Consider the following 25,851-nt stretch of genomic DNA (forward strand, 5'->3'; position numbering starts at 1 on the left):
TTATGCGTATATCGACGAGTCAAGTTTACGACCAAAGCATTCGCTCCATTATGGAAAACCAAGAAGGTTTGGTTAAAACGCAAGAGCAGTTAGCGACGGGTAAGCGGATCATTACGCCGGCAGACGATCCTGTGGGCGCTGCAAAAGTATTGCGCTTGACCGAAGAGCTTGATGGGCTGACGCAATTTCAACGAAATAATGATTTGGTAACAGGCTCTTTAGAACAGCAAGAAGCAGTGCTAACGAATATTACTAATTCGATTAACCGTGCTAGAACATTAGTCGTTCAAGCAGGCTCGGGTATTCTTGATGACCCTGACAAACGCGCTATCGGGGCTGAATTAGAACAAATTAAGTTGGAAATATTCGACTTAATGAATACGCAAGATGCTGATGGCAATTACATGTATGCAGGTTATCAATCTGCGAACCAAGCCTTTACCTACAACCCCGCATCATCAGGAAATGCCATTACATTTTCAGGTGATGCAGGTGTAAGTTTTATTCAGTTATCGTCTAGCTCAAAGATACAATCTACCAGCAACGGTTATGAAGTTTTTGAGAACGTACTATCTCGTTTTGATTTCTCAGTAACCGGCAGTACAGTAGCCGATTTACAAAACACGGTGGTAAAAGAACAAGGTACGTTTGATACCTTTTTCAATAAGAATTACGACCCAGTGACCAGTGCTAATAATGACTATCAAGTGGAGTTTTTAGCATCGGGAGAAGCACAGTTAACTAATACAGGCACAGGCGCAGTTGTGGGAACGGTTGGCTACACTTCCGGTAGCCCATTTACTATCAAGGGTATGCAGTTTGAAGCGAGTGCTGCTGTTGGCGATACCATTAATTTTTCTTTGGATGCGCCTGAGAAAAAGAGTATGGCTCAATCGCTTCATGAAATTCAAACCATACTTATGGATAGCACCATTGATGATAGTGCGCTGCAAGAAGCCATTGCCGACTCATTAGTTGGGTTAGATAATGGGTTAGAAAAAATATCTTTAGAACGCGCCTCTATAGGTAGCCGCCTAAATATCGCTGAATCTACTTACGAAAGTAACCTTGATATGGAAATTGCGGCAAAGGCATCCCGTTCATCAATCCAAGATGTTGATTATGCAGAGGCCTCTACGGAATTTGCCAAACAAGAAACGGCACTCAATGCGGCATTGGCTACTTTTCCGCAAGTGTCTAATTTATCCTTGTTTAACTTCATTTAATAGGCTATTCATCCCTGACAATGTAGCAAGATATACTCGGGTTTTGTTATCGATATGATCTGAGTAATAAGAGACATACAGCGTGTCGTCTTGCCATACTACCCCCGGATAACTATTGTCTCCTTTACTCGGTAAGGTCATCAGAAGTTTCAGCGAATAATCAGTTGATGAAAGTAACCAAATTGCCGTTGTCAGACTTTTACCATCCCAGTTTCTACCTGCTACCACATACGTATTTTCGGTAAGTGATAACATAACCGGCCCTCCAACGTACTGTTTCAAATCGTGCCATTTCCAATTGGTATAGGGCGGAGATGAGAAACCTAGTTTGGCGCTGAAACTATCAGCATCTCGGCGTACAATCGCCGTTGCCTTATCAGTATCATCAAACAATATATGGCTTTCATTCGGGTAGCCAAATGTGTGCTTCTCAAAAGAAATAGCGCCTTTCTTTTGAAGGTAAAGTTGTTTGCGTGGGTTGCCTACATACAAATCAATTCTTTGACTTTTGCGGTTATAGGCAAAACCATAAGCCTTATCCTTGTTCCATGTTATGCGCCAAAGCCACCAACCGGAATGCCCAAAAAAGTGAGGTGTTGACCAAGAATCTCCCGTGGTAGAAAAGTAACTCACCATTTTAGTGGTTACCGCACCCGTATTTGCGTCTTTGTGCTTAGCATAGGCAGTGATGATTAACTTTCGACCATCAAAACAAAATTTTGGATCGCGTAAATCCCAAGAGGGTAGTGCCAGTCGCTGGTAAGTTTTTGCCCCCGAATCAACATTCACTTTGCAGACAATTACAACGCCATCTGGGCTTATATGGTTTAAGGCTCGTCGATAGCAGCACAGTAGTGATTTACGACTATTGTCGAAGGGATTTTCGATTAAATCAGTGAATGCGCAGTGCTCACCTTCCGATGAAATTCGCTCAACCGCGTTAATCTTCAAATTTATATTCACGCTAATACCCTTTTAAAATCCGACTGTTATGTAATCGTAAACGGCAATTTTATACCGCACTACGGCAATTTTTGTAAATAATTCTAAAGGGAACTGCTGTTATGTCGATACAAACACTGAGAGAGCCAGTTCATCATTACCCCTCAGGTATTGGTGACTATTAAAATTGTAATAGCCGGATCCCCGGCAGCCAGCTCACGCTGGACTGAGAGTGTAGGAGAGACTTTATGTCTATGTTCGTCAATACCAATGTTTCCTCATTGAATGCTCAGCGTCAATTATTTGATGTAAGCAATTCTTTGGGTACGTCTTTTGAGCGTCTGTCTTCGGGTTTCCGTATAAACAGTGCTGCAGATGACGCCGCAGGTCTACAAATCACCGACCGAATGACTTCACAAGTTCAAGGTCTTAACCAAGCGGTACGTAACGCTAACGATGCGATCTCACTATCGCAAACTGCTGAAGGTGCGTTGTCTGAAACGACGACTTCTCTTCAACGTATTCGTACACTAGCAATTCAATCACAGAACGGTATCAACAGCTCTGCTGACCGTGTAGCACTTCAAAAAGAAGTATCTGCATTAAGAACTGAAATATCGCGTATTTCAACAACGACTCAGTTCGCTGGTGTAAATATATTGTCAGGTGACTTCTCTGCCAAGTTCTTGGTAGGTGCAAACGCTGGTCAAACGATTTCTGTAAATCTATCAAGTCAACCGCTTGCGAATGCTAATGTAGATGGTTTCAGTGCGACAGGTTTAGGAATTACTGGCGGCACTAATAACGTACTTACCAGTGAAAATGCATCTAGCATGTTAGCCAGTGTAGATAACGCTATTTCAGCGGTAGGTGGCCTTCGTGCTGACTTAGGTGCGCTTCAAAACCGTTTCCAGTCTACTATTCGTAACTTAAGTAACATCTCTGAAAACGTATCTGCGGCACGTTCGCAAATTAAAGATACTGATTTTGCCACAGAGACTGCTAACTTGACCCGTAACCAGATCCTACAGCAGGCGAGCACTACCGTGTTGTCTCAGGCGAATCAGCGTCCACAGGCGGCACTACAGCTTCTAGGTTAATACGCTAGTTGATAATAGTGAGAGAATGGGGCCAGGAGGTAGTGAACCTTTAACCTCAGCTGTTCCACAGTGATTTAAATTCAAAAAGGCCGATTTTTTAATCGGCCTTTTTTTATTTCTGTGATTTAAGCTATTGAACTAAATAGTTTTTTCAAAAAGATCAAAAAAACCTAAAGTAAATGGCTAACCGGTACGATAACTATAACAAAGGGAAGGTAAACATTACTTCCTCTCTTTAAGGCCTATAACGAATAATAAAAGTAATACGTTTATGGTGTTTTAAAGAGTGTTAATTGACTGCTAGGTTTTAGTTATTGTAAGGAGATCAATAGCTTAAAATCGTAAAAATTATTTTCATAAAGTTCTAAAGGAAATAGTGAGGTAAGTCGATAAAGAGTTAAGTTTGCTGATTGGGCTGCTGACTGGCGAGAATGAAGCCAAGAGGTAGTGAGAGGTTTGAGGTCTGGAACAACAAACCCGACAGTCAGCAAAAGAGAAGTTTCCTTCTCTGTGTAACAAGCTTCACCGGGAGTGACCCGCTAAAGCGTCAGAATAAAATCCTGACAATTATGTGAAGCACAAGATATGCCAAAATATTTAATTAACTCGCGCAAATAATAAAATCAATAGCGCAAAACTTAAACTGTTAGGAGACCTCTCATGAGTCTATTTGTAAATACTAATGTGTCATCGCTTAATGCGCAGCGCCAGTTGTTTTCAACAGGCAATAACTTAGATACTGCATTTGAACGTTTATCATCTGGTTTTAGAATTAACAGCGCCGCTGATGATGCTGCAGGTCTGCAAATTACTGACCGTATGACCTCGCAAGTTCAAGGCCTAAACCAAGCGGTACGTAATGCAAACGATGCGATTTCATTATCGCAAACTGCTGAAGGCGCAATGCAAGAAACAACGACTGCCTTACAACGAATTCGTACCCTTGCTATCCAATCGCAAAATGGTATTAACTCTTCTGCGGATAGATTAGCACTTCAAAAAGAAGTGTCAGCGCTTCGTACTGAAATTTCACGTATTGCTACCACAACCCAGTTCGCTGGCGTAGATGTACTCACTGGCGCATTTTCAGCTCGCTTCTTAGTAGGCGCAAATGCGGGACAAACAATTTCTGTTAACTTGTCGACACAAGCATTGGGCCGCGCAGGTATTGATGGCTTCAGTGCAACAGGCTTAGGAATTGTTGGTGGGAATAATGATGTATTAACAGAAACGAATGCATCAGCACTACTTACCTCAGTGGATAATGCGATATCTGCAATAGGTGGTCTTCGCGCAGACTTGGGTGCGCTTCAAAACCGCTTCCAGTCAACAATCAGAAACTTAAGTAATATTTCTGAGAACGTATCAGCGGCAAGATCACGAATTAAAGATACAGATTTTGCCACCGAAACGGCAGAGTTGAGCCGTAACCAGATTCTTCAGCAAGCAAGTACCACTATTCTTGCCCAAGCAAACCAACGTCCACAAGCGGCATTGTCACTACTAGGGTAAGAAGTAAATAAGGCGTTTTAATTGGGAAGGAGTTGAGAGGCCATCCCCTAATGAAGGAATGGCGGCCATTTAAGGCCGCCCCCTTTGAGAAAGCGCCGACTAACAGGACTGAGAGTGTAGAAGTGTTGGTTGAGAGGCCAGTTTATCCTACTAAAACCCTGCCAGCCGACTGAAACAGTATTTGCTCAATCTCCTAACGTGAGCAGATTGGCCAAGATTTAATGTCTCGGCCTTTTTTTTATTCTAAGCCTAAACACCCTGCCAAACTGAAATCATTAACTTGAGCAAAATTAATGATTCACAAATACAAATGCACCTTCCATGCCAAGTGTATTCATTTAATGTGTCAAACCTACGAATCATTGTTAAACCTAACGATGCCGCATTACCTTCAAAATAAATGTTGTCAGCCAAAATGTGAATCGATTTATCACTAATTGATTAGCATCTGTGTCTATTTAATGGCTAAAAAGACAAAAAAACATAAAAATAAAAAGATAATTAATTTCTATAAATCAATAGCTTAAATATTCTTTGAATTTATTTGAAAAAAAAATCAAAAAAAAACTAAAGAAGCTAAAGACTTGGCCGATACCTATTGTTGAGGGGTAATGTAATTTACTTTGCAAGAGGAAGTTAGTCGGGAGTAGTGACCCAGCTAATTTGAACTGGAAGGGTTTGATGATAGCACAGGCATCATTGAATCCCTAGGAGGTAATCTAATGTCTTTATTTGTAAATACTAATGTGTCATCAATTAACGCTCAACGTCAGCTTTTTGACGTAAGTGATAAATTGAACACGTCATTTGAGAGATTGTCATCGGGGTTTCGTATCAACAGTGCGGCTGATGATGCTGCTGGTCTTCAAATTTCTGACCGTCTAACGTCCCAAGTTGAAGGTTTGAACCAAGCTGTTCGTAACGCTAACGATGCTATCTCATTATCACAGACTGCTGAAGGTGCGCTAAGCGAAGTAACGTCTAGCTTACAGCGTATTCGTCAATTAGCAGTTCAATCACAAAATGGAATTAACTCTTCAGCTGACCGCTTAGCACTTCAAAAAGAAGTGTCGGCGCTTAGAACTGAAATTTCACGCATTGCGACAGATACGCAGTTCGGAAGTGTAAATTTATTGGATGGAAATTTTTCTGCATCTTTCTTAGTTGGTGCAAACGCGGGCCAAACTATCTCTGTTAATTTATCAAGCGGTAATTTAGGTTCTATCAATGGATTTAGTGCGACTGGATTGGGCATTACTACTAACAGTGTTGCCACAGCTGATGGTGCGTCTTCGCTTCTATCTGACGTAGACGCTGCAATATCAGGTATTGGGGCGGTTCGAGCTGACCTGGGTGCGCTTCAAAACCGTTTCCAATCAACTATTCGTAACCTAAGCAATATCAGTGAGAACTTGTCATCTGCACGTTCTCAGATTCGTGATACAGATTTTGCATCTGAAACTGCAGATCTGACACGTAATCAGATTATTCAGCAGGCATCTATTTCTGTACTAAGTCAAGCAAACCAGCGCCCTCAAACTGCGCTATCTTTGCTTGGATAAGCTATAATTTAATACCTTAGTTGGAATGTAACGGGTGCTTGCTTACTTGCAAGGGCCCGTTTTGTCGTTTCAAAAGGGGGGTGAAATAAGTGGAAATTGTAAATAATCAAACTGGTCAGGCTTTTGCATTAGCTTCTGAGTCAGCACCTGTGTCTAAAGTAGCACCAAACGAGAGCTCAGCGAAAGCGAGCAACGACAGCGAAAACAATAGTGCTGGCCAACAGCAAGCGAACAGTAGTCAAACCAATTCTGCACTAAAAAATGATGTATCTAGTGTACAAAATTTGCCTCAAGGTTCTAATGCTCCGGCCGATAAAGAGTCTGGAATAGAGAATCAAGCTTCGCTAGAGAATGCAGTTCAAGAAGTAGAATCATTCTTGCAAACGCAAAATAGGAATTTGGCGTTTTCTATTGATGACGAAACTAAGCGCTCGGTTGTTACGGTAAAAGATTCTGAGTCTGGTGATGTAATAAGACAAATACCCTCTGAAGAAGTATTAGCGCTTGCTGAACGTATTCAAGATTTGCAGCAAGACGTTGGCGACAGTGTAGGGGTATTTATTAACAATCGCGTCTAGTAACCGTGTTTAACAACCGTGTTTAACGAGGTAAAGTATGACAATTCAATCATTAGGGGTAGGTTCAGGTTTAGCACTTGACGACCTAGTTCAACAGCTTCTTACCGCTGAACGTCAGCCGAAAGAAGATCGGTTGAATGCAAAAGAAGAACAGATTGAAGCGGAAATCTCAGGCTTAGGTCAGATCAAATCCAAATTTTCTGATTTTAAAGATGCGGTTGATGATCTACGAAGCGATAACGACATTAACGGTCGTGAACCGACGATTACTAATCCTTCTGAAGACGATGATGTACTGTCTGCAGAAGCATCTAATTCGGCCCTTCGTGGTTCGTACGATATTGTGGTTGAGCAATTAGCCCAAGGCAGCCGAATTACTACCGACGATGGTGCGTTTACCGCCAGTTCTGATCCCGTTTTAACGTCGGGAACAGGCTCACTTACGTTTGATGTAGGCGGAAGCGACAGCTTCACGATTGATATTACTGCTGGTACCTCTTTAACCGCGCTCAGAGAAAAAATTAATAACGCAGATGATAACTTCGGTGTAACTGCCAACATTATCGATACCGGCACAGCTGCCGGCCCTCGTTTAGTATTTAGTTCTAGCGAAACGGGTACAGGCAACGATTTGGTGATTACTAATGATAATGGTAACGCGGAGTTAGATAGGCTTTCCACCACTGGTGGTGCAGGTAGCATCGACCCTGCGAACATCGAATCTGCACAAAATGCGATTGCCTATATAGACGGTATCGCGGTTGAAAGTGAATCGAATGAGTTTGAAAATACGATTCAAAACGTGTCTTTTGAAGTTAACGAAATTTCGCCCAAAGACGCTGTTGGCGATTTCCTTTCTACAAAATTAGAGATTGGTTACGACAAAGAAGGCCTCGATAAAAAAATTCGTGATTTCGTAGAAAACTACAATAGTTTGATTGATGAAATAGGCCTGCTGACAAAATACGGTGAGTCGGAATTAGAAGATGATGGCGCATTGGCGGGAGATTCGTTATTGCGCGGAATACAATCAGGCTTGGCCAGTATAGTAGGTGACAGTAACAGCGCGTCTGCATTGGGTGGATTGTTCCAGTTAGGCATAGAATTTGATGACGATGGTAAACTAGAAATTGGTACCACCGACTATGGATTGGGGTCAGGCGAAGATCGTCTTGCTGATGCTCTTGAAGATAATTTTGATGAAATAGCATCGCTATTTACTGATGACGATGAAGGTGTTGCGGTACGGCTTTATGAATTTGCTAACCAATATACCTCGTACAGCGGGTTGATTAGTTTGCGTGAACGGTCAGCCAAAGACGATAGAGATGATTTGTACGACGAGCGAGAGACATTGGAACTGAGAATGCTTAGTTATGAAGAAATTCTTCGTGATAAGTATTTGAATTTAGACCAAACTGTTGCTCAGCTAAACCAGACTAGTTCGGCATTACTTGCTTCACTAGGCTAAGAAGTTTTCGGAGATTTTATGGCACTTAAAGGCATTAACGCTTACCGCAAAGGTAACCTAAAACAAGATATAGCGTCTGCGGATCCGCACAAGCTTACACTTATGCTGCTTCAAGGCGCGTTGGATCGTATCGCCTACGCCAAAGGTGCAATGGAAAGAAAAGATCTTATCACCAAAGCAGATTTTATCTCTAAGACAAGTGCTATCCTCATGCATTTACGAGATACGTTAGACCTTGAAATTGGCGGTGAAGTAGCGCAGAACATGTTTAATTTATATGACTACATGATTCAGCGTTTAAATGATGCACATGTAAATAACGACTTGAAGTTACTGGATGAAGTGTCTAGCCTATTAACACCTATTCGAGACGCGTGGGTGCAAATTCCTGAAACTGCAAAGCAAGAGGCCTTTGAAGCTCAGCGTCAAAATCGTCAAGCTATGTGAACCAGGTTATTTTTAATCACGAACTCACCCCTTTATTCTTACAGGTAGTTAATGAAAAATTAGCTGCCTGTTTGGTGCCTTCTGACGTCCCACTCCCTACTGAAAATTTTAGATCTTTGGTTCAATTGCGCGACCGTGTCATACGGCGGGCGCTGAAGCAAATGGACTCCGATGTAGAAAAGGCATTCGCTGCAAAAGAGTTAGAGATAAATAATAAATTGGAGAAACTGGCGCGTGGTTTGCTAGATAGCGCTAAAGACGAAGCCGTTCAATATTCTCGTGGACGGGCAGCATTAAAGAAATATAAATAATCATGCTAAACAAAATTCAGTTTCACATTGATGAAAACGAACAAAGGCAGCAACAAATTGAAATGGAGGCTGCTAAATTAATTCAGCGCCGTCATCATGATGGCATTGAGGCCTTCAAACGTAATATTCCTACTCTCCTGCCTTCTTTAATGTCTAACCGCTCACGTTCGGCAACAGTGTTTTGTAATAAGCTGGGTCATATCAATATAATCGATTATCTCACCGGTAACGTTCTTTATGGATTAAATCCAGAACAGGAAAGCAAAAAGCACATAGATAATGCGCTTTCACGTGCGCCGATTATTGATATTTCAGTCGAAAAAGCAAATTTGCAAAGTGCAGAGTTGTTAGTCGTGCTGGGGCTGGGACTCGGCTATTATTTGCCTGAATTAATAGAACAAAAAAAATACAAATATATCGTCATTTATGAGCCCAATGAGGATTATTTCGCTTCATCTGTATCTGCTATTGATTGGAAGTCTATATTACGAAAAGCCAATGAAGCTGACATTGCTCTATTTCTACAAATTAATAAAGATGCGAGTGAATTATATAGCAACATAGAGGAGCTCAATCAAAATTTTTCTGTTCGCGGAATGGTAATTTATAAACATTTAAATAGCCCTTCATTTGATAGTGTAGAACGTTTTCTCAGATCCAATCTTTGGCAAGATATGGCAAGCTGGGTTCCTGCACATTCTTTAAAGTCATCGCTAGTTAATTATGTCCCGCCATGGACATTGCATGTTGAAAGTGGAAGTTGGAGCGAGCAAAACCTAGATCATTGTAAAAAAGAAAAAAACTTAGCAGCGCTCGCAAAGTACTTCCCAAACTTACATAAAGAGTTTTCAAATTATAGCCCTCAATTTTGGATGCCTGTAGCAAATACAACAGGTGAAACAAATCTTTGTTACGAATCTACCGGTGCTCTTTTCTACGATGATTCACCCAGTCAGGGAGGAAAAGATAGCTTTTCGCTTTTTGAACAACACCCAAATAAAGATGGCTTAATACTTGGCTACAAAGGAATAAAACTTCGCAATTATCTTCATTATAGATTGGTGTCTGAATGCGAATCTATAATGAGTGGCTTAGATGAAGTAAAAGGCGCGTTACCAGAAAAAGTTCGCTCATTAATCTTCTTCGGGTTAGGTGCGGGTTATTCACTGAATGAGTTAATAGAGAGTCATAGTGTAGATAAGCTGTTTATTTGCGAACCAAATAAAGATTTTTTCTATGCGTCACTATTCACCGTAAACTGGGATGAAATTCTTCATTGCTTTGACGACGGTGATAAGCGGTTATATTTGAATGTGGGAGATGATGGTACCAACCTAACTGACGATTTATTGGTGCAATTTCAATCGGTAGGCCCATACGTACTAGCCAACACATATTTTTATCAAGGGTACTATAACGAAAGGTTAGTGGCGGCAATCTCTCAAATGAGAGAGCAGCTTCAAGTAATTATTGCGATGGGAGATTACTTTGATAATGCAAAGTATGGCCTTGCTCACACACGCGTCGCCATTGAGAAAGACACCCCTTTTTTATTAGATAATGCAAGTTCACTACTATCTGCACATGTGAAAGAAGTGCCTATTTTTATAGTCGGTAATGGTCCTTCTTTGGATGATTTAATTGATGTATTAAAAAGTGAAAAAGACAATGTGGTAATAATTTCTTGCGGTACCGCTTTACAGTCGCTTCATCGCAACGGAATTACGCCTGATTTTCATGCTGAAATTGAGATGAACCGAGCGACTCATGACTGGGCCACTCGAATTCAAGATAATGAATATTTGAAGAAAATTCGATTACTAAGCTGCAACGGTATCCATCCCGATACCATGCAACTCTATGGTAATACTCTGCTTGCCTTCAAACAAGGTGAAGCTTCAACGGTGGCATGTGCTGAGCTTCATAATCATAAAAAGTTTGCGCATCTAAGTCACGCTTACCCTACTGTTTCAAACTTCGTTGTAGACTTAATTACTACGTTAGGGTTTCAGCAAATATATTTGTTCGGCATTGATTTAGGATTTAAAGACCCAAACTATCATCACTCAAAAATGTCAGGGTACTATCAAGATAATGGAAAAGAACTGTACGATTATGCAAGTCGCAACAACACGACAATCTTGGTTCCTGGAAATCTACGACCTTGGGTAAATTCGAAATTTGAATTCAAAGTGTCTAAATCTGTCATTGAACAATCTCTCGTTAGTACCAAGTCTAGTGTCTATAATTTAAGTGATGGGGCCAAGATTAATGGAGCCATAGGGCTTAACAGCGATGACGTTTTAGTACTATCAACTGCAGAGTTAAAAAAAGAGTTACTAAATACGATAAGTCACTCAGCATTTGCTCCTGTAAATAAGAAAGAATTTAACCAAGAATTGAGCACGAGGTTTGAAGGCGATTCTCTGTCAGAGGAGTTGTTATCTCTTTTGCACTTGCTGAAAAGAGAGTTAAAAACCCGAGAAGATATCGACCAAGTCATTTCACTGCAAAGAGATTTGCTAGTATCGTCTTTATTTAGAAAGAAATCGTTGTTGTTTTTTTTACTTAACGGGACACTTAATTATATTAATAGTGTGTTGAGCAAACTTCTCAATATCGGTGATGATGATTTACTGATGGAAGTTGGAAAAACCATAATAGAAACGTGGATACGTTACGTTGAAGACATCATGTCCGTCATGGAGAATGATGAAATAGGTCTCGATGGTTCTGGTAGTTTTTATGGTTTACGCAGAAACATTTATTTGAAGACGCTATCTGAAAGTCAATCAATCAAAATCAATATCTCACCAAGCTCGAAATTGTACGCTTTGGAAAAATGGTGTGAGATACAAAATGTAAAAATAAACGATATTCAAAGCCCTGAAGGTAAACGAATTGAGTTTGGTTTTCCCACTGATGAGTTAGACGAAGAAGCAATATACATCGTTGATTCGCTATCCAGTTTGGCTATAGGTATGAGAGGGTGTAACAAAGCTTTGCTTAGCTTAGCGTGCGTTAATCCGGACGTGAATTTTAGTATTGTTCCTCCCGAGTTTGATCAAGTTCACCATTGCGCCAACGCTTTATATTCTACTATTGAAGATTGTATCGTCATTCCGAAACTTATTGTTTATCAGAATAGTAAGATTGACGGTTTAAATACGGTAACAAAAGCGCTACAGCATTATACTGTATATGAAACGCAAGACTTTCTGTTGCTAACCAGTAAACTACTCAGCGAAGAAGCATTGATTTTAGCGTTCGGAGACAGGCTATCGTATCGTCCGAGGCTTACAGAAGAGTTACTTATCGTTCGTATCAAAACTGAGAAAGAGTTTTTAAGCGTTAGCGCTCTGAAGCGTCAATAAGTAAGATAAGATTATAATAATTAGATAAGTTGTTTTTAGACATGTTATCGCCTGATAAATGGAATGGTTAATGTTATGAAGGTATTGGTTACAGGGGCTGATGGTTTTATTGGGTCACACCTTACAGAACTTTTGTTATCTAAAGGTTGTAAAGTAAGGGCCTTGTGCCAATACAATTCATTTAATTCTCAAGGTTGGCTAGAAGGTAAAGAAAACCAAGATAATCTCGAAATTGTCTTTGGCGATGTAAGAGACCCGCACTTCTGCGACACCATTTGTGACTCTATCGATATCGTATTTCATTTAGCTGCGCTTATTGCAATACCTTACTCTTATAGTGCTCCAAATAGTTATGTTGATACGAATGTAACAGGCACGCTGAATATGTGCCAAGCTGCAAAACGTCATGGTATAAAGCGCTTCATACAAACCTCTACCAGTGAAGTGTACGGAACAGCACAATATGTTCCGATTGATGAAGATCACCCGCTTCAAGCGCAATCACCTTACAGTGCCTCTAAAATAGGTGCTGATGCCATTGCGACTAGTTATTTTAGTGCTTTTGATCTACCGGTAATTATTGCTCGTCCTTTCAATACTTACGGACCTAGGCAATCAGCGCGGGCAGTGATCCCTACCATTATTGGTCAAATTGCTTCTGGGGTTGATAGGATTAAGTTAGGAGATGTCAGTCCTACACGTGATTTCAATTACGTTTTAGACACATGTGAAGGATTTTGGCAACTTAGTCAGTGTGAAGCGGCGGTAGGTGAGGTAGTTAATATAAGTACGAATTACGAAATCTCCGTTGAAGCTACCTTAAATAAAATACGTGACATCATGAGCAGCTCGGTTGTGTTTGAAATTGACCAAGCTCGACTAAGACCTAAAACCTCAGAAGTCTTTAGGTTATGGGGTGATAATACGAAGTTAAAGAACCTGACGGGTTTTGTACCTTCAACATCAATTGATGAGGGATTAGCTCAAACCATATCTTGGTTTTCGAACCCCCATAATCTGTCTCAATATAAAACTGACCGGTATAACAAGTAAAAATTGCTATGCACAATACCCTTATTCATTTCATAAGAGATGTTTTCGACACTAACGATATCATTCCGCTTCATGCTCCTTTTTTCGGTGGCAATGAGAAGAGTAATATTACGGATACAATAGATTCAACTTTCGTTTCAAGTGTTGGTGCATACGTTGATGCTTTCGAAAGTGAGCTCGCTGGTTTTTGCCATGCCCCTTATAGCGTTGCAGTTGTAAATGGCACTGCTGCACTTCAAACTGCACTTTATTTAGCTGGTGTTCGAGCAAATGATATTGTTATTACACAATCCCTCACTTTTGTCGCAACATGCAACGCTATACATTGGTTGGGCGGAGAAGCTGCGTTTGTGGATGTCAGTATGGAAACGCTGGGCATGTGCCCCAATTCGCTTTTAGCATTTTTAAGTAGTCATTGTGATGTTGTAAATGGGCAATGCATATACAAGAAAACTGAACAAGTTGTGAAAGCAGTAGTGCCAATGCATACCTTCGGGCACCCTGCTGAAATAGATGCATTGGCTAAAATATGTGATACATGGGGTATTGCACTAGTAGAAGATTCGGCAGAAAGTTTAGGTTCTACATTCAAAGGCAAGTCTCTGGGTACATTTGGCCAATATGGTGCCTTGAGCTTCAATGGTAATAAAATTATAACCACAGGAGGCGGCGGTGCCATTTTGTGTAAAAGTGAAACTGCATATAAAAAGATAAAGCATTTCACGACTACCGCCAAAGTCCCACATAGATTTGAATTTTTTCACGATGAAGTTGCATGCAATTTTCGAATGCCAAATTTGAATGCCGCTTTGGGATGCGCCCAACTCACGCAATTAGATAAATTTATAACAAATAAACGTGAATTAGCGTCAGTCTATGAAGAATTTTTTTCTGAACAGCCTTATACCTTTGTGAAGGAGCCTGAAGGCTGTGTATCCAACTATTGGTTAAATGCCATTATCTGCAAAGACGAAAAACAAAGAAACTCATTACTGTCATCGAGCAACGATGCTGGCATCATGCTTCGCCCCGTATGGACTCCGATGCATCTTCTTCCTATGTACGCTAAGTCTATTCGTGCTCCCTTAGATAATACTGAGTGGTTGGCTAAACGATTAGTGAACTTGCCTAGTTCAGTGAGGGGGTAGTTTGTGGAGAGCTTATCGCTTAGCAATACTGTTCTTGCCATGCACCAAAGTCAGTACCTGCCTTGGGCTCCTTATTTTAGGAAGATGGCTTTAGCGGATACTTTCGTCTTGATGGATAGTGTGCAGTACCAAAAAAACGGTGTGCAAAATAGAAATCAAATCAATTCCTCCAACGGCCCGCTATGGCTTACTGTGCCAGTATCTGGAAGCCTAAAAGACACCATTGATCAAAAGCAGCCAGTAAACAATAAGTGGAAAAAAAAGCATATACAAAGTATTCGAAGTAGCTATGGGAAAGCGCCCTTTTTTAAGCGCTACTTTGATGATATTGCACAGTGTATTAACGATACAGAAGGAAGCTTGCACACCATTAACTTTGCGCTAATTAATTATTTTCGTTCTATTTTCTTAATAAAAAATAAACTAGTGCTACTTTCTGAGTTGAATGTGAACAGCAAGAAAAACCAACTGGTAATAGATACTTGTCTGCAAACTCAATGTGCTATCTATTTGTCTGGTGTGGGCGCAAAAGCGTATTTGAATGATGACGATTTCCGAAGAAAAAGCCTCACTCTTCGCTTCTTAAATAATGAATTTGATACCTACCATCAAATACATAAAGAGAAAGCATCAGGTTTATCAATTCTAGACTGGCTAATGCAAGACGACATTGAGTCGATAATAGAGTATCTACATAAACCCGGAGAGTACCATTATGAGTCATAATGTGAATGAATCTGTGTGGGATAAACTTTACCAGCAAAAGCTATCTTTACTTAAATACCCTGACAGTACGTTCGTTACATTACTGAATAGGTACACCAGTGTGGAGGCAAATCCAACCGTACTGGATTATGGCTTTGGTGGTGGGGCAAATATGCGGGTTATGCTAAGGCGTGGTCATCAAGTAACGGGAATAGAGATCTCAGATGCGGTGATAGAAATTAACCAGCAAATATTAAAGGATGAGTCTCTTAAAGCCGAACTGTTAAATGTTAATTCAGACGTATTACCTTTTGAAGATAACAGTTTCTCACTTATCAATGCTTGGCATGTTTTAGGTTACAACACGATAAGTTCTCTAGATAAGCGAATTCAAGAATTCAAACGCGTATTAAAGCCCGGTGGTAAAATGTTAGGCACAGTACCAGCTTATGGCGACGTTTCTCATCGTAGCGCTGTCCCCATTAGCGAATATGAGTTTGAATCGCAAATCTCCAGTCAAAAAGGGGCTAGAATTCTCTGCTTCCCTTGCGAGAATAGTGTTAAAAATAGCGTAGGTGAGTCGATTGACATTGGGCTAATGCAAAGCCCTTTGCTTGGCGAGTCCTATTCACGTCATTGGGTTTTTCACTATGAAAAATGAGTTCTTGGGTTTACTCGAAGAGAGCCGCCATTGCATTTCTGTGATGGCTGTCACTGGGATTCGTAGTGAGTATGACCTTATGTACCCGCTACTAAACGAAATGCATAACTCTGATAATTTTGATGTGTCTGTGGTTGTTACGGGCGCCCATCTTACACCGCTTCATAATTACTCAGTAAAAGAAATTGAACAAGATGGATTCACTATTTGTTCCCGCATTGAAACCACCATAGAACAAGACGATACAACAAATAGAGTCTTATCATGTGCACTACTGATGAAAGGGCTAGGAGAGGCCGTTGAAGAGCATTCTCCAGATCTACTTTTAGTTTTAGGTGATCGTGAAGAACCTCTGGTTGCTGCTATGGTTGGAAACTATATGAACGTGCCCATTGTTCACCTCGCAGGGGGAGATAGCACTAACCCCGAAGGGGGGAACGTTGATGAGCAATCAAGGCATGCAACAACAAAGTTAAGTCATCTTCATTTAACGATGACCTCTTCTCATAGCGAGAGAATTTTAAAGTTGGGTGAAGAGCCTTGGCGGGTACACACTGTAGGAAGCGGCGGTGTCGATAGGTTGCGTTTAACACCTCACCTGTCTCGTGATGCATTAAGAAAAGCTACAGCACTACATACTGAGTCTCCCTATGCTGTGTTTATCCATCACCCATTAAATGGTGATTTTGCTATTGCCAAATTAGAAATTAGCGCCGGTGTTAAAAAAGCGACCGAAGCTGGACTACAGGTGATTATGGGTGTCCCTAATTCGGACCCTGGCTCTGTTGAAATCGTGAAGTTTATAAATGGACTCGAAGGTGTTCAGGTATACAAAAACCTTTCAAGAGATGCATTCATAAATTTACTCCGACATGCTGACTTATTAATGGGTAATTCATCGCTTGCGTTTCATGAAGCAGATTATCTAGGCCTGCCTGCTATCAATATAGGTGAGCGACAGCGTGGTAGAGAGCATTCAGGTAACGTTATATTTTGTGAAAGTAACGAAGATGCTGTTGGTAAAGCGGTACAAACCGCGTTGTATGATGAAACATTCCGAGACCAATTAAATCCGAATCAAAGCTTATACGGTGATGGATTGATGGCCTCTCGTGTATTGAAGATTTTAATGGAGCTGCCGATAAAGAAACAAGTGTTTGCCAAACAAATTACCTTTTAATTGAGAATTTCTAGTCGAGAATAATAATGTCTACAATTGCAATTGTAGGGGGCGGTATCGGTGGTATCGTTGCTGCATTTACGTTAAAAAAAGCGCACCCTAAACATGATGTCGTCGTTATTGAAGCTAGCCCTAATCTTGGTGGTTTGCTTGGCGTCTCTCATCAAATAGGCGGTTTAAGCTTTGACATTGGAACCCACATTCCCGCTGAAACCATGATTGATGAATTAGATGAATGGTTGTTTGGCGCACTATATGAAGATGATGTTTGGCAAAAAATTACGCGGATTAGCGGGGGAAATTATTACGATGGTCAATTAGACGAAAACCATCATAATATATTAAGTCGTTCTACCTATGATGACCTCGATGACAACGTGAAACTTCCCGAAAAAGAGATTAATTGTGTAGATGATTATCTTTTCAGATTCGGCAAGTACCTTACTAACAATGTTTTCTTACCAAGCTTGGCAAAGTTTATTCCATGCGACGCAGAAAAGCTTGAACCAGAAGTTCAGCGATACTTTGCTTTAGATCGTTTATCCCAACATAGTGGCAGTACTTCCCCAAATACTCGTCTTGAAAATTCGCGAATACATCCTCAAGGAAAAAAAATACCTACCGCGTTCTACACCTCAAATGGTAAAGGCGTAAGTGATTGGATAGCGCATTTAAAAGTACAGTTAGAACAATTAGGGGTTAAATTTCTTCATGGGAAGAAGACCGTTGGGTTTGAGGTAGATAATCATAAAATTGAAAAGTTAAATTTCGACGATAGCTCAACTTTTACCTGTAATCAGGTGATTTGGTCTGCGCCTATTGAAACATTACTTCCTTTAGTCTCACAGCAAAGTAGTGAAAATTTTTCCAAATACTATCAACGTACTAAAATTAAGCTTTTTCATTTTGTGTTTGATATTCCTTATTTAACGTTGTGTCATTACGTAAATTGCTTTGATACCCACGTTGATCCCTATCGTGTCACTTTGTATGAGAATTTCTCGGGAAGGAACGATAAACAAAAATCGTACAGATGTACCGTTGAAGTTATTGGCGAGCGTGCACAAAACCCTAATCTTGATGAAGCTGACATTTTTCGCCAACTTGTAGAGATGGGAATAGTGTCAGCAGATACGAAAGTAATGAGTAGCCATGAAACTCAGGTGCTTAACGGTTTCCCAATCAAACATTTAGGCGCTTTATCTAACGCGCGCGAATTGTGTAGTGAAGTCACAGATATGTTTAAAAACATACATCTGGTGGGTTCGGCTGAGCCGAGTACTTTTTTCTCAAATGATGTCATGATTAGAACATTTACTTCATTACAAGCCAAACTGGAAGAAGGGAAAATAACGTGATCCCGCATAATGTCATCGACTTTTCTCATTCTGACAAGCGTGCGTTGCATGAAGTTGTCGACAGTGAGTTTTATACGATGGGTAAAGCAGTGTCTTTTTTCGAAGAAGCTTGTGCTCAGTATTTTGACAGACCCCATGCGCTAGCCGTATCTTCCGGATCAATGGCCTTGCGTTTAGCATTAATAGCGTCGGGTGTTAAATATGGTGATAACGTAATCGTACCAGCCTATTCCTGCAGCGCTATTTGCAATACCGTATTATCCCTTGGCGCGAACGTACTTCCTTGTGAAATAGAAGCCAATACTTGCAATATTGATGCTTCTCATGCCGCCTCTCTAGCTAATACCCACGACGTCGACGTTGTCATTGCTGTTAACACATTTGGGATCCCTGCCAATATTTCTGAATTAAGAGCCAACGGGCTAATTGTTATAGAAGATTGTTCACATGGCTTTGCGATTAATGATAACAATAGTCCTGCTATTAGAGGTGATATAGCGATTCAGTCATTTTATGCCACTAAGCTGTTTGGTGCTGCAGAGATGGGCGTATTGTTGCTTAATGACGAAGAGGTTTACGAGCAACTAAAGGCGCGCAGGGTAGGGTACTCTGAGGAGCCTGACGGTTTTTGCCTAAATATTAAGCCTGATGAATTTAATGCAGCATTAGCGTTAAGTAAGATAAATGTTGCTAACGAGCTATTAAAAAGCCGAAAGCGGTTAGCTAGTCGTTACCTCTGTAATAATTATCTGGCAACACATTGTGTGGGAAAACTTGGAAATAGGGTGTGGTATCGTTACGTAGTAGCAGTAAATAACGCTGATGAATTGATATTATCACTAGGATCTCAAGTGGAAATGGTGAAACCGGTAACAAATTGGGTTAACGATCTGTCGATATACCCCAACGCACAATTGGCTTTCAATAAAAACGTTTCCATCCCTTTATATCCTTCTTTATCTAGCGCATCGCAAGACGTTGTTATTAATTTAATGCAAAAACAGTTCGATAGAGGCATGTGTTAATGAACAAAAAAGTGGTGGTTTTCGCTCCTCACCCTGATGATGAAAGTTTAGGGTGTGGCGGTACACTCTTAAAGCACAAATCATTAGGGCATGAGGTGCACTGGTGTATTGTTACTGACATGAGTGCCAGCGATGCCTATACACAGGAACAAAAAAAGCAGAGGGTGAATACCGTAGAACAGGTTGCAAAGTTGTATGAATTTGACTCTGTTATTAACTTAGGCTTTCAGCCTGCTGGCCTAGACAATGTTCCGATGGGGCAGTTACTTAATGCGTTAAAAGATACGCTAGAGTCTATTAAGCCAGATACTTTATATTTACCCTATGCGTTTGATGTTCATAGTGATCATAAAGTCGTGTACCAAGCCATTATTTCAGTAACGAAAACATTCAGAGCGCCTTACGTTTCATCAATAATCTGTTATGAAACACTATCTGAAACCGATTATGGACTGAGCCCGCTAAATACGCAGTTTCAACCCAATATGTACGTAGATACGTCTGAGTACATCGAGCAAAAGCACCAAATTTTAAAATGTTATGAATCTGAGATGCAAACTCATCCTTTTCCCCGAAGCTTTAAGGCTGTAGAAGCGCTTGAGGTATTAAGAGGTTCACAAGCGTTTGTCGATGCAGCAGAAGCATTTGTAATCCTACGGCAGCGCTGGTAATGCTAAATATCGACGACGTTGAGTTATTCATCCACGTGGGGTATCCGAAAACAGCTACAACGTGGATGCAAACTCACGTGTATGAAGAGGTACCATCTTTATTACAGATAGGGAATAAATATAAATTGAGTGATTGGGGGCTGCATTTAGTGGCTGCGCATGATTTAGATTTTGATCCCCAATTGGTTGTACAACGTGTTTTAAAAATTGTTGCCCAATCGAAACAGAGAAAAGTGGTTATTTCTTGGGAGCACTTACTTGGCGATTCCGCTTTCAATTCCGATGGATTAGTGAGAATTGCAAGTCGCTTAAAGCAATGCTTCCCAAACGCGAAAGTTATTTTCTATATTAGAGAGCAGTTATCACTTATTAAGTCGCTTTACGCCCAATATGTTCAAGAAGGTGGAACTTGGAAATTAGAAGATTTTTTGTCGTTAGATTACCCCTATCGTGTTGGGTTTAATTTAGTTTATCTGGATTATTTTAAGGTAGCCTCGTTATATTGTGAGCTGTTTGGTCACAGCAACGTTTATATTCAGACTTATGAGCGGCTAAAGCAGGCTCCAGAAAATGAAACTGAGAGGTTATTTCAATGGATGCAAATAGCGTCGGATAGACCTTTTTCTGCGATATCTACTGAACATAAAAATGTGAGTTTATCTCGCCAAACACTCGGATTTTTACGACTTTTAAATTACATCATTCCAAGTCGGTTTAATTCATTAGGTCCTAAGCGGTTCACTCGCCAACCACGTTCAAGGTTTTATATTCGAAAATACCTTCAAGAGTATATTGACCCCTATATTATCAGGCGTATTTTCACCTCCTCTAATATACACATAGATAGTGAGACCCAGCGAGGAATACATACGCAATTTGCAAAATCAAATATGTTAATGCAAAGCCATTTTAATTTACCACTTGCACAGCAGGGTTACCCTTTACACGAAGAGAATATTAATGACTAAAACAGGAAAAACTTATGTAATTGCTGAAGCAGGGGTTAATCATAATGGTGATATTGCACTGGCAAAGCAGTTAATTGATGTGGCAGTAGAAGCAAAAGCTGATGCAGTCAAATTTCAAACATTTGATGCGAGTGCCTTGGTAACTAAAACAACGCCCAAAGCCAAGTACCAAGTTAAAAATACAGGGGTTGATGACGGTCAACACGCCATGTTAACCAAGCTTGAACTTTCAAATGAAGCGCATTTAGAACTATTTAAATACTGTAAACAAAAAGAAATAGCTTTTATGTCAACGGCCTTCGATGTGCAAAGCCTAGCATTTCTTTCGCAGTTTGATATGCCATTTATTAAAATACCTTCAGGTGAGATACGTAACGCACTGCTATTGTGGCACGCCGCAAGAGTGGGAAAACCATTAATAATATCTTCTGGAATGGCGACGCTAGGTGACATCGATTTTGCGCTAGCGTTTATTCAATACAGCCGAAGTAATACGACTCCACCTTCATCTGAACAAGAAATTATGCAATATCGTGCAACAGCATTAAATGCAGGTGAAAAGCTTAACGATGTCACTTTACTGCACTGTACAAGTGAATACCCAACTCCGTTACATCAAGCAAATTTGAATAGTATGGCTCAGCTTGCGGCAACATTTGATATTGACGTGGGGTTTAGTGATCATACTCTTTCTGTTGTCACCCCCTCTGCAGCAGTGGCTTTAGGCGCAGTCTGTATCGAAAAGCACTTTACATTGTCGCGCGAAATGGAAGGGCCTGATCACTTGTGCTCACTAGAGCCCAAAGAGCTCTGCGACATGATTTCAATGATAAGAGATACTGAGATGTCATTGGGGCGCACGGTTAAATTTCCTCAGCCTAACGAATTTGAAACACAAAAAATTGCCAGACAGAGAATAGTTGCTAAGCATGAAATTGGTGAAGGCGCTTTATTCACTGAAGAAAATCTTACCACTGCTAGAAGTCCAATAGGTATTTGTGCCAGTGAGTATTGGCGCTTTATTGGACAGACTGCGTCTCGAAACTATATTGCGATGGAACCGGTATGTCAGTTCAAAAGCCAATAGCTCTTATTGGAGCCGGTGGGCATGCTGGAGTATTGCTTGATATACTTTTACAGCAGAATTTCACCTGTGTTGCTGTCGTAGATAAAACGCCCAACGAAACGCTATGGAATGGATTTCCATTGATCAGTGAAAGGGATTTTTTATCCCGTTTTTCACCCAACGATGTAGATTTAGTTTTGGGCTTGGGTAGCTTGCCGAATAACCACTCTCGAAAATCGCTTTATGCATTTTTCAAAAAGTCTGGATTCAACTTCAAAACTCTCATCCACCCATTTTCCAGTGTTTCGCCCTCGGCGAGCCTTGGTGAAGGGATCCAAGTAATGGCCGGAGCAATAGTTCAAGCAAATGTTGTATGTGCCGATAACGTTATTATTAATACTCGAGCAAGTGTTGATCATGACGTTCATGTGTCTGCACACAGTCATATTGCCCCTAGTGCAACATTATGTGGTCAAGTGAAGGTAGGCGAACATGTGTATGTCGGCGCTTCTTCTACTTTAATTCAAGGTGTAAGCATTGGCCACGATTCGGTCATTGCCGCAGGTGCGGTAGTGGTCAATGATATTCAGCCTTTTTCGTGTGTAAAAGGGTGCCCTGCTAAACCTGATGAGTAACACGGCGGTGATGAGATGAATAAGAAATTTGATTGGAGAGATTTGTTAGTCCAGCCTAGTATATCGCTGGTGGATGCAGTCAAAAAGTTAGACCACGGTGCGAAACGTATCCTCGTTGTGGTAGATGAAAACAATGTCCTACTAGGAACGTTAACAGATGGTGATATTCGTCGAGCATTAATCAAGCAGATAGATCTCAACTCCCCTGTGTCAAATGTAATGAATACAAAACCACGTTTCGCAACAAAAGCGTGGAGCCGGTTAAGGCTGTTGTCTTTCATGGAAAGGACCGACCTACTTCAACTGCCTATTGTTGATGAAGAGCAGCATGTAGTTGGCATCTCCTTTCTTTATGAGCTATTAAAAAAACCTCGTATCGATAACCCTGTCTGCCTTATGGCAGGAGGCTTTGGTACCAGGCTCAAGCCGCTGACCGATACCTGCCCCAAACCTATGTTAAATGTAGGTGATAAACCTATATTAGAAATTATTTTAGAGCGTTTTGTCGAAGCAGGTTTTTGGAAATTTTATATTTCCACTCATTACATGGCTGATACTATTAAGGATTATTTTGGTGATGGCCATGAACGGGATATTCAGATTAGTTATATCGATGAAAAAGAGCCTCTGGGCACAGGCGGCGCTTTATCTTTATTGCCAGAAGAAGAAATCAATTTACCGCTCATATTAATGAACGGTGATCTACTCACTAATTTAGATTTTCTATCGCTATTAGCACACCACGAAACCTCTGAAGCAAGTATGACGATGTGCTTAAGAGGATATGAGCAGCAAGTGCCTTTTGGTGTGGTAAACACTAACAATGGCGCTGTAACTAATATTGTCGAGAAACCTACAAATCAGTATTTAGTTAACGCGGGAATATACGTAATTGAGCCTACTGTTATTAGTGCGCTTGATAAAGGGGTGAGAATAGATGTACCCACTATAGTCACCCAATTAATTGAGACTGATTCACAAGTCACTTATTACGAAATAAGTGAAGACTGGCTAGACATTGGCCGTCTAGGTGACTTTAAAAAGGCGCAACAGTTTGTGATGGAAGCTTTCAGTGAGTTGTAAACCATGTTATCTAGCCGTTATTCCTGCAAGAGCAGGGAGTAAGCGATTACCCGGTAAAAACCATCGCATTATTAACGGAAAACCACTAATTGCATGGACAATAGAGTCTGCCATCGCAGCTGATGTCGACTTAGATATAGTTGTTACTACTGATGATGCAAACGTTAGGAACGTAGTTCAGCAATATAATGAAAATGTAGCTTTAATCGACAGGCCATCAGTATTAGCATCAGATTCTGCCAGTTCAATGGATGTATTGTTTCATGCAATTGCAGAAGCAAGGTTATCTAACAAATCCTATCAAGGTGTGATTTTACTGCAACCTACTTCCCCTTTACGGACAAAAGAAGATATTGAGGGTGCTTTTCGTTTATTTGAAGAAAAAAATGCGACCGCAGTTGTGTCGGTAACTGAATGTGAACACTCTCCACTTTGGTCGAATACGTTAAATGATAATAAGAGCATGAGTGCGTTCATACGAGATGATGTCATTGGTGCTCGAAGCCAAGATTTACCTTCGTATTTTCGCTTAAATGGCGCAATTTATATTGCTAGCATGTTGACTATCGACACTGAAAAAACGTTTTTCAATATCCCAGATAGTTATGCTTATGTCATGGATCGTTCTCATTCGGTTGATATCGACGAAAAACTTGATTTTGAGTTTGCTGAATTTTTATTTAGTAAACGCGTTTAGGATAATTCATGCGCACACTTTTTATCGTCGATACACCGTCACAAGTCTACAACATCATAGATGCTATCGCGGTTTATAGGATAGATAATTACGATGTGATAATAAACGACTGCAATCGTGCCGATACTTATCAACAGCTACAAGCCAGGTTGGTAGAACTTAATCCAACACAGCTTTTCGAAGTGCCCCGCGTTGAAGGTAAAATATCCGATCGCATAGAAGCCTATGGCAAGTTTATTAAAACCTTTATCCAAACCGGCTACAAGAACGTTTTTTTCAGTGCAATACGCCAGCAATGGCAACGCGATATAGTCTGTACTTTACAAGCAGAAAATACGGTTCTCATGGATGATGGCAACGCCACCGTTATATTTTATGAATACCTGTTTACGCATCGAAAGTTTTTCGATTTCCCCTATGATTCTGATGATGATAGGCGACAATTAGCGCTTCAAACTAGGAAGAAGTTAGGCATTGAGACAAAAGAGTTACCCAGCCTGTCACTATTTACTATGTTTAATTTGGCATCGCTTCCGTGGCTTTCTGTTGTTAAAAACCCGCTTTTGCACCTTCAAAGAACCCATAAAAAACTAAATCAAAATCAGGCTTTCATTTTAGGCGTCGGCGCCGTTACTGTCGGTTACATTACACTTGAAAAATACGTAGCATTGATAGCCAGAACTGCAGAAGAATTTCCTGGGAAGTCGATAATCTATGTGCCTCATCGGATCGAAAGTGACTTACTGTTGAGTAAGGTTGAAGCATTGGGGATTGCTGTCAAGCGCTTCAATAAGCCAATAGAAAATGAACTGGCAGAGAGGGAAGAGGTGCCTGCGACTATAGTGAGTTATCATACGACCGCTCTCTTTACGTGTGCTCGGATGTTTCCCCATATAGATGTTGTGTGCGTTCAACCATTCATGACCACGTGGGAAGACGCTGCCGACTCACACGTTTGGAATTTTACTGCGTGTAATAACCTTCAAGGGTTGGAGACAGTGTATAAATATATTGATAAAGAACCAAGTATTAGAACTATTAAGCTTGCTGATTCAATCAGGTAACAATGAGCAATAAT

24 protein-coding genes are annotated in these 25,851 nt (G+C 40.6%); 23 read left to right on the forward strand and 1 reads right to left on the reverse strand.

Features of this window, described 5'->3' with window-relative positions; all coding sequences use genetic code 11:
• The first annotated feature begins 2 nt into the window (after window positions 1-2).
• The gene (gene flgL, locus J5X92_RS00670) at window positions 3-1,226 is read left to right on the forward strand and encodes a flagellar hook-associated protein FlgL (RefSeq protein WP_013785140.1); all 1,224 of its coding nucleotides are present in this window, start codon (window positions 3-5) and stop codon (window positions 1,224-1,226) included.
• Here flgL and J5X92_RS00675 read toward each other — a convergent pair.
• A complete protein-coding gene (locus tag J5X92_RS00675; protein ID WP_208804220.1) occupies window positions 1,203-2,189 on the reverse strand; it encodes a hypothetical protein in 987 nt (328 codons plus the stop codon). The two genes, flgL and J5X92_RS00675, sit on opposite strands and share 24 nt — an antisense overlap.
• Window positions 2,190-2,416: 227 nt before the next feature.
• Between J5X92_RS00675 and J5X92_RS00680 the strand changes: the two genes are divergently transcribed.
• From J5X92_RS00680 to J5X92_RS00785, 22 genes are all read left to right on the forward strand, one after another.
• On the forward strand, window positions 2,417-3,268 hold the full coding sequence (locus J5X92_RS00680; RefSeq protein ID WP_013785138.1) for a flagellin: 852 nt from the start codon (window positions 2,417-2,419) through the stop codon (window positions 3,266-3,268).
• A gap of 660 nt (window positions 3,269-3,928) precedes the next feature.
• Window positions 3,929-4,780: a flagellin gene (locus J5X92_RS00685; RefSeq protein WP_208804223.1), complete on the forward strand. Its 852-nt coding sequence runs from the start codon at window positions 3,929-3,931 to the stop codon at window positions 4,778-4,780.
• A gap of 722 nt (window positions 4,781-5,502) precedes the next feature.
• Window positions 5,503-6,342, forward strand: a complete 840-nt coding sequence (locus tag J5X92_RS00690; RefSeq protein ID WP_126872006.1) for a flagellin — start codon at window positions 5,503-5,505, stop codon at window positions 6,340-6,342.
• Window positions 6,343-6,431: 89 nt separating this feature from the next.
• A complete protein-coding gene (locus tag J5X92_RS21355; protein ID WP_126872005.1) occupies window positions 6,432-6,920 on the forward strand; it encodes a flagellar protein FlaG in 489 nt (162 codons plus the stop codon).
• Between the two features lie 37 nt (window positions 6,921-6,957).
• A complete protein-coding gene (gene fliD / locus J5X92_RS00700) occupies window positions 6,958-8,391 on the forward strand; it encodes a flagellar filament capping protein FliD (protein WP_013785133.1) in 1,434 nt (477 codons plus the stop codon).
• 18 nt (window positions 8,392-8,409) lie between these two features.
• Window positions 8,410-8,838 (forward strand): flagellar export chaperone FliS, encoded by a 429-nt coding sequence (gene fliS, locus J5X92_RS00705; protein ID WP_013785132.1) that lies wholly within the window; start codon window positions 8,410-8,412, stop codon window positions 8,836-8,838.
• Window positions 8,835-9,149, forward strand: coding sequence for a hypothetical protein (locus J5X92_RS00710; protein WP_129737016.1), 315 nt, complete (start codon window positions 8,835-8,837; stop codon window positions 9,147-9,149). Before fliS ends, J5X92_RS00710 begins: the two co-directional genes overlap by 4 nt.
• A gap of 2 nt (window positions 9,150-9,151) precedes the next feature.
• Entirely contained in the window at window positions 9,152-12,523 is a 3,372-nt protein-coding gene (locus J5X92_RS00715) for a 6-hydroxymethylpterin diphosphokinase MptE-like protein (RefSeq protein WP_208804225.1), read from the forward strand.
• A gap of 75 nt (window positions 12,524-12,598) precedes the next feature.
• The gene (locus J5X92_RS00720; protein ID WP_129737020.1) at window positions 12,599-13,576 is read left to right on the forward strand and encodes an NAD-dependent 4,6-dehydratase LegB; all 978 of its coding nucleotides are present in this window, start codon (window positions 12,599-12,601) and stop codon (window positions 13,574-13,576) included.
• 8 nt (window positions 13,577-13,584) lie between these two features.
• The gene (locus tag J5X92_RS00725; RefSeq protein ID WP_208804227.1) at window positions 13,585-14,724 is read left to right on the forward strand and encodes a LegC family aminotransferase; all 1,140 of its coding nucleotides are present in this window, start codon (window positions 13,585-13,587) and stop codon (window positions 14,722-14,724) included.
• A 3-nt stretch (window positions 14,725-14,727) separates the two neighbouring features.
• Window positions 14,728-15,450 (forward strand): WbqC family protein, encoded by a 723-nt coding sequence (locus J5X92_RS00730; RefSeq protein WP_208804229.1) that lies wholly within the window; start codon window positions 14,728-14,730, stop codon window positions 15,448-15,450.
• Entirely contained in the window at window positions 15,440-16,090 is a 651-nt protein-coding gene (locus J5X92_RS00735) for a class I SAM-dependent methyltransferase (protein WP_208804231.1), read from the forward strand. The genes J5X92_RS00730 and J5X92_RS00735 overlap by 11 nt, the downstream gene beginning before the upstream one ends.
• Window positions 16,080-17,270, forward strand: a complete 1,191-nt coding sequence (gene neuC / locus J5X92_RS00740) for a UDP-N-acetylglucosamine 2-epimerase (protein ID WP_129737027.1) — start codon at window positions 16,080-16,082, stop codon at window positions 17,268-17,270. The genes J5X92_RS00735 and neuC overlap by 11 nt, the downstream gene beginning before the upstream one ends.
• Window positions 17,271-17,296: 26 nt before the next feature.
• Window positions 17,297-18,628: an NAD(P)-binding protein gene (locus J5X92_RS00745; protein WP_208804233.1), complete on the forward strand. Its 1,332-nt coding sequence runs from the start codon at window positions 17,297-17,299 to the stop codon at window positions 18,626-18,628.
• The gene (locus J5X92_RS00750) at window positions 18,625-19,653 is read left to right on the forward strand and encodes a DegT/DnrJ/EryC1/StrS family aminotransferase (RefSeq protein ID WP_208804235.1); all 1,029 of its coding nucleotides are present in this window, start codon (window positions 18,625-18,627) and stop codon (window positions 19,651-19,653) included. Before J5X92_RS00745 ends, J5X92_RS00750 begins: the two co-directional genes overlap by 4 nt.
• Window positions 19,653-20,324 carry a PIG-L family deacetylase gene (locus J5X92_RS00755; protein ID WP_208804237.1) on the forward strand — a complete coding sequence of 224 codons (672 nt, stop codon included), beginning with the start codon at window positions 19,653-19,655 and terminating at the stop codon, window positions 20,322-20,324. The genes J5X92_RS00750 and J5X92_RS00755 overlap by 1 nt, the downstream gene beginning before the upstream one ends.
• A 77-nt stretch (window positions 20,325-20,401) precedes the next feature.
• On the forward strand, window positions 20,402-21,292 hold the full coding sequence (locus tag J5X92_RS00760; protein WP_208804239.1) for a sulfotransferase: 891 nt from the start codon (window positions 20,402-20,404) through the stop codon (window positions 21,290-21,292).
• Complete coding sequence (gene neuB, locus J5X92_RS00765; RefSeq protein ID WP_208804241.1) at window positions 21,285-22,379, forward strand: N-acetylneuraminate synthase; 1,095 nt, start codon at window positions 21,285-21,287, stop codon at window positions 22,377-22,379. The genes J5X92_RS00760 and neuB overlap by 8 nt, the downstream gene beginning before the upstream one ends.
• Window positions 22,358-22,993 (forward strand): acetyltransferase, encoded by a 636-nt coding sequence (locus tag J5X92_RS00770; protein ID WP_208804243.1) that lies wholly within the window; start codon window positions 22,358-22,360, stop codon window positions 22,991-22,993. The genes neuB and J5X92_RS00770 overlap by 22 nt, the downstream gene beginning before the upstream one ends.
• Window positions 22,994-23,008: 15 nt before the next feature.
• Entirely contained in the window at window positions 23,009-24,076 is a 1,068-nt protein-coding gene (locus tag J5X92_RS00775) for a nucleotidyltransferase family protein (RefSeq protein WP_129737041.1), read from the forward strand.
• Entirely contained in the window at window positions 24,066-24,773 is a 708-nt protein-coding gene (locus J5X92_RS00780) for an acylneuraminate cytidylyltransferase family protein (protein ID WP_208804245.1), read from the forward strand. Before J5X92_RS00775 ends, J5X92_RS00780 begins: the two co-directional genes overlap by 11 nt.
• Before the next feature lie 8 nt (window positions 24,774-24,781).
• Window positions 24,782-25,837, forward strand: a complete 1,056-nt coding sequence (locus J5X92_RS00785) for a hypothetical protein (RefSeq protein ID WP_208804247.1) — start codon at window positions 24,782-24,784, stop codon at window positions 25,835-25,837.
• Window positions 25,838-25,851: the final 14 nt, after the last annotated feature.

Source organism: Alteromonas sp. K632G (genome assembly GCF_017653625.1).
Classification (GTDB): Bacteria; Pseudomonadota; Gammaproteobacteria; order Enterobacterales; family Alteromonadaceae; genus Alteromonas; species Alteromonas naphthalenivorans.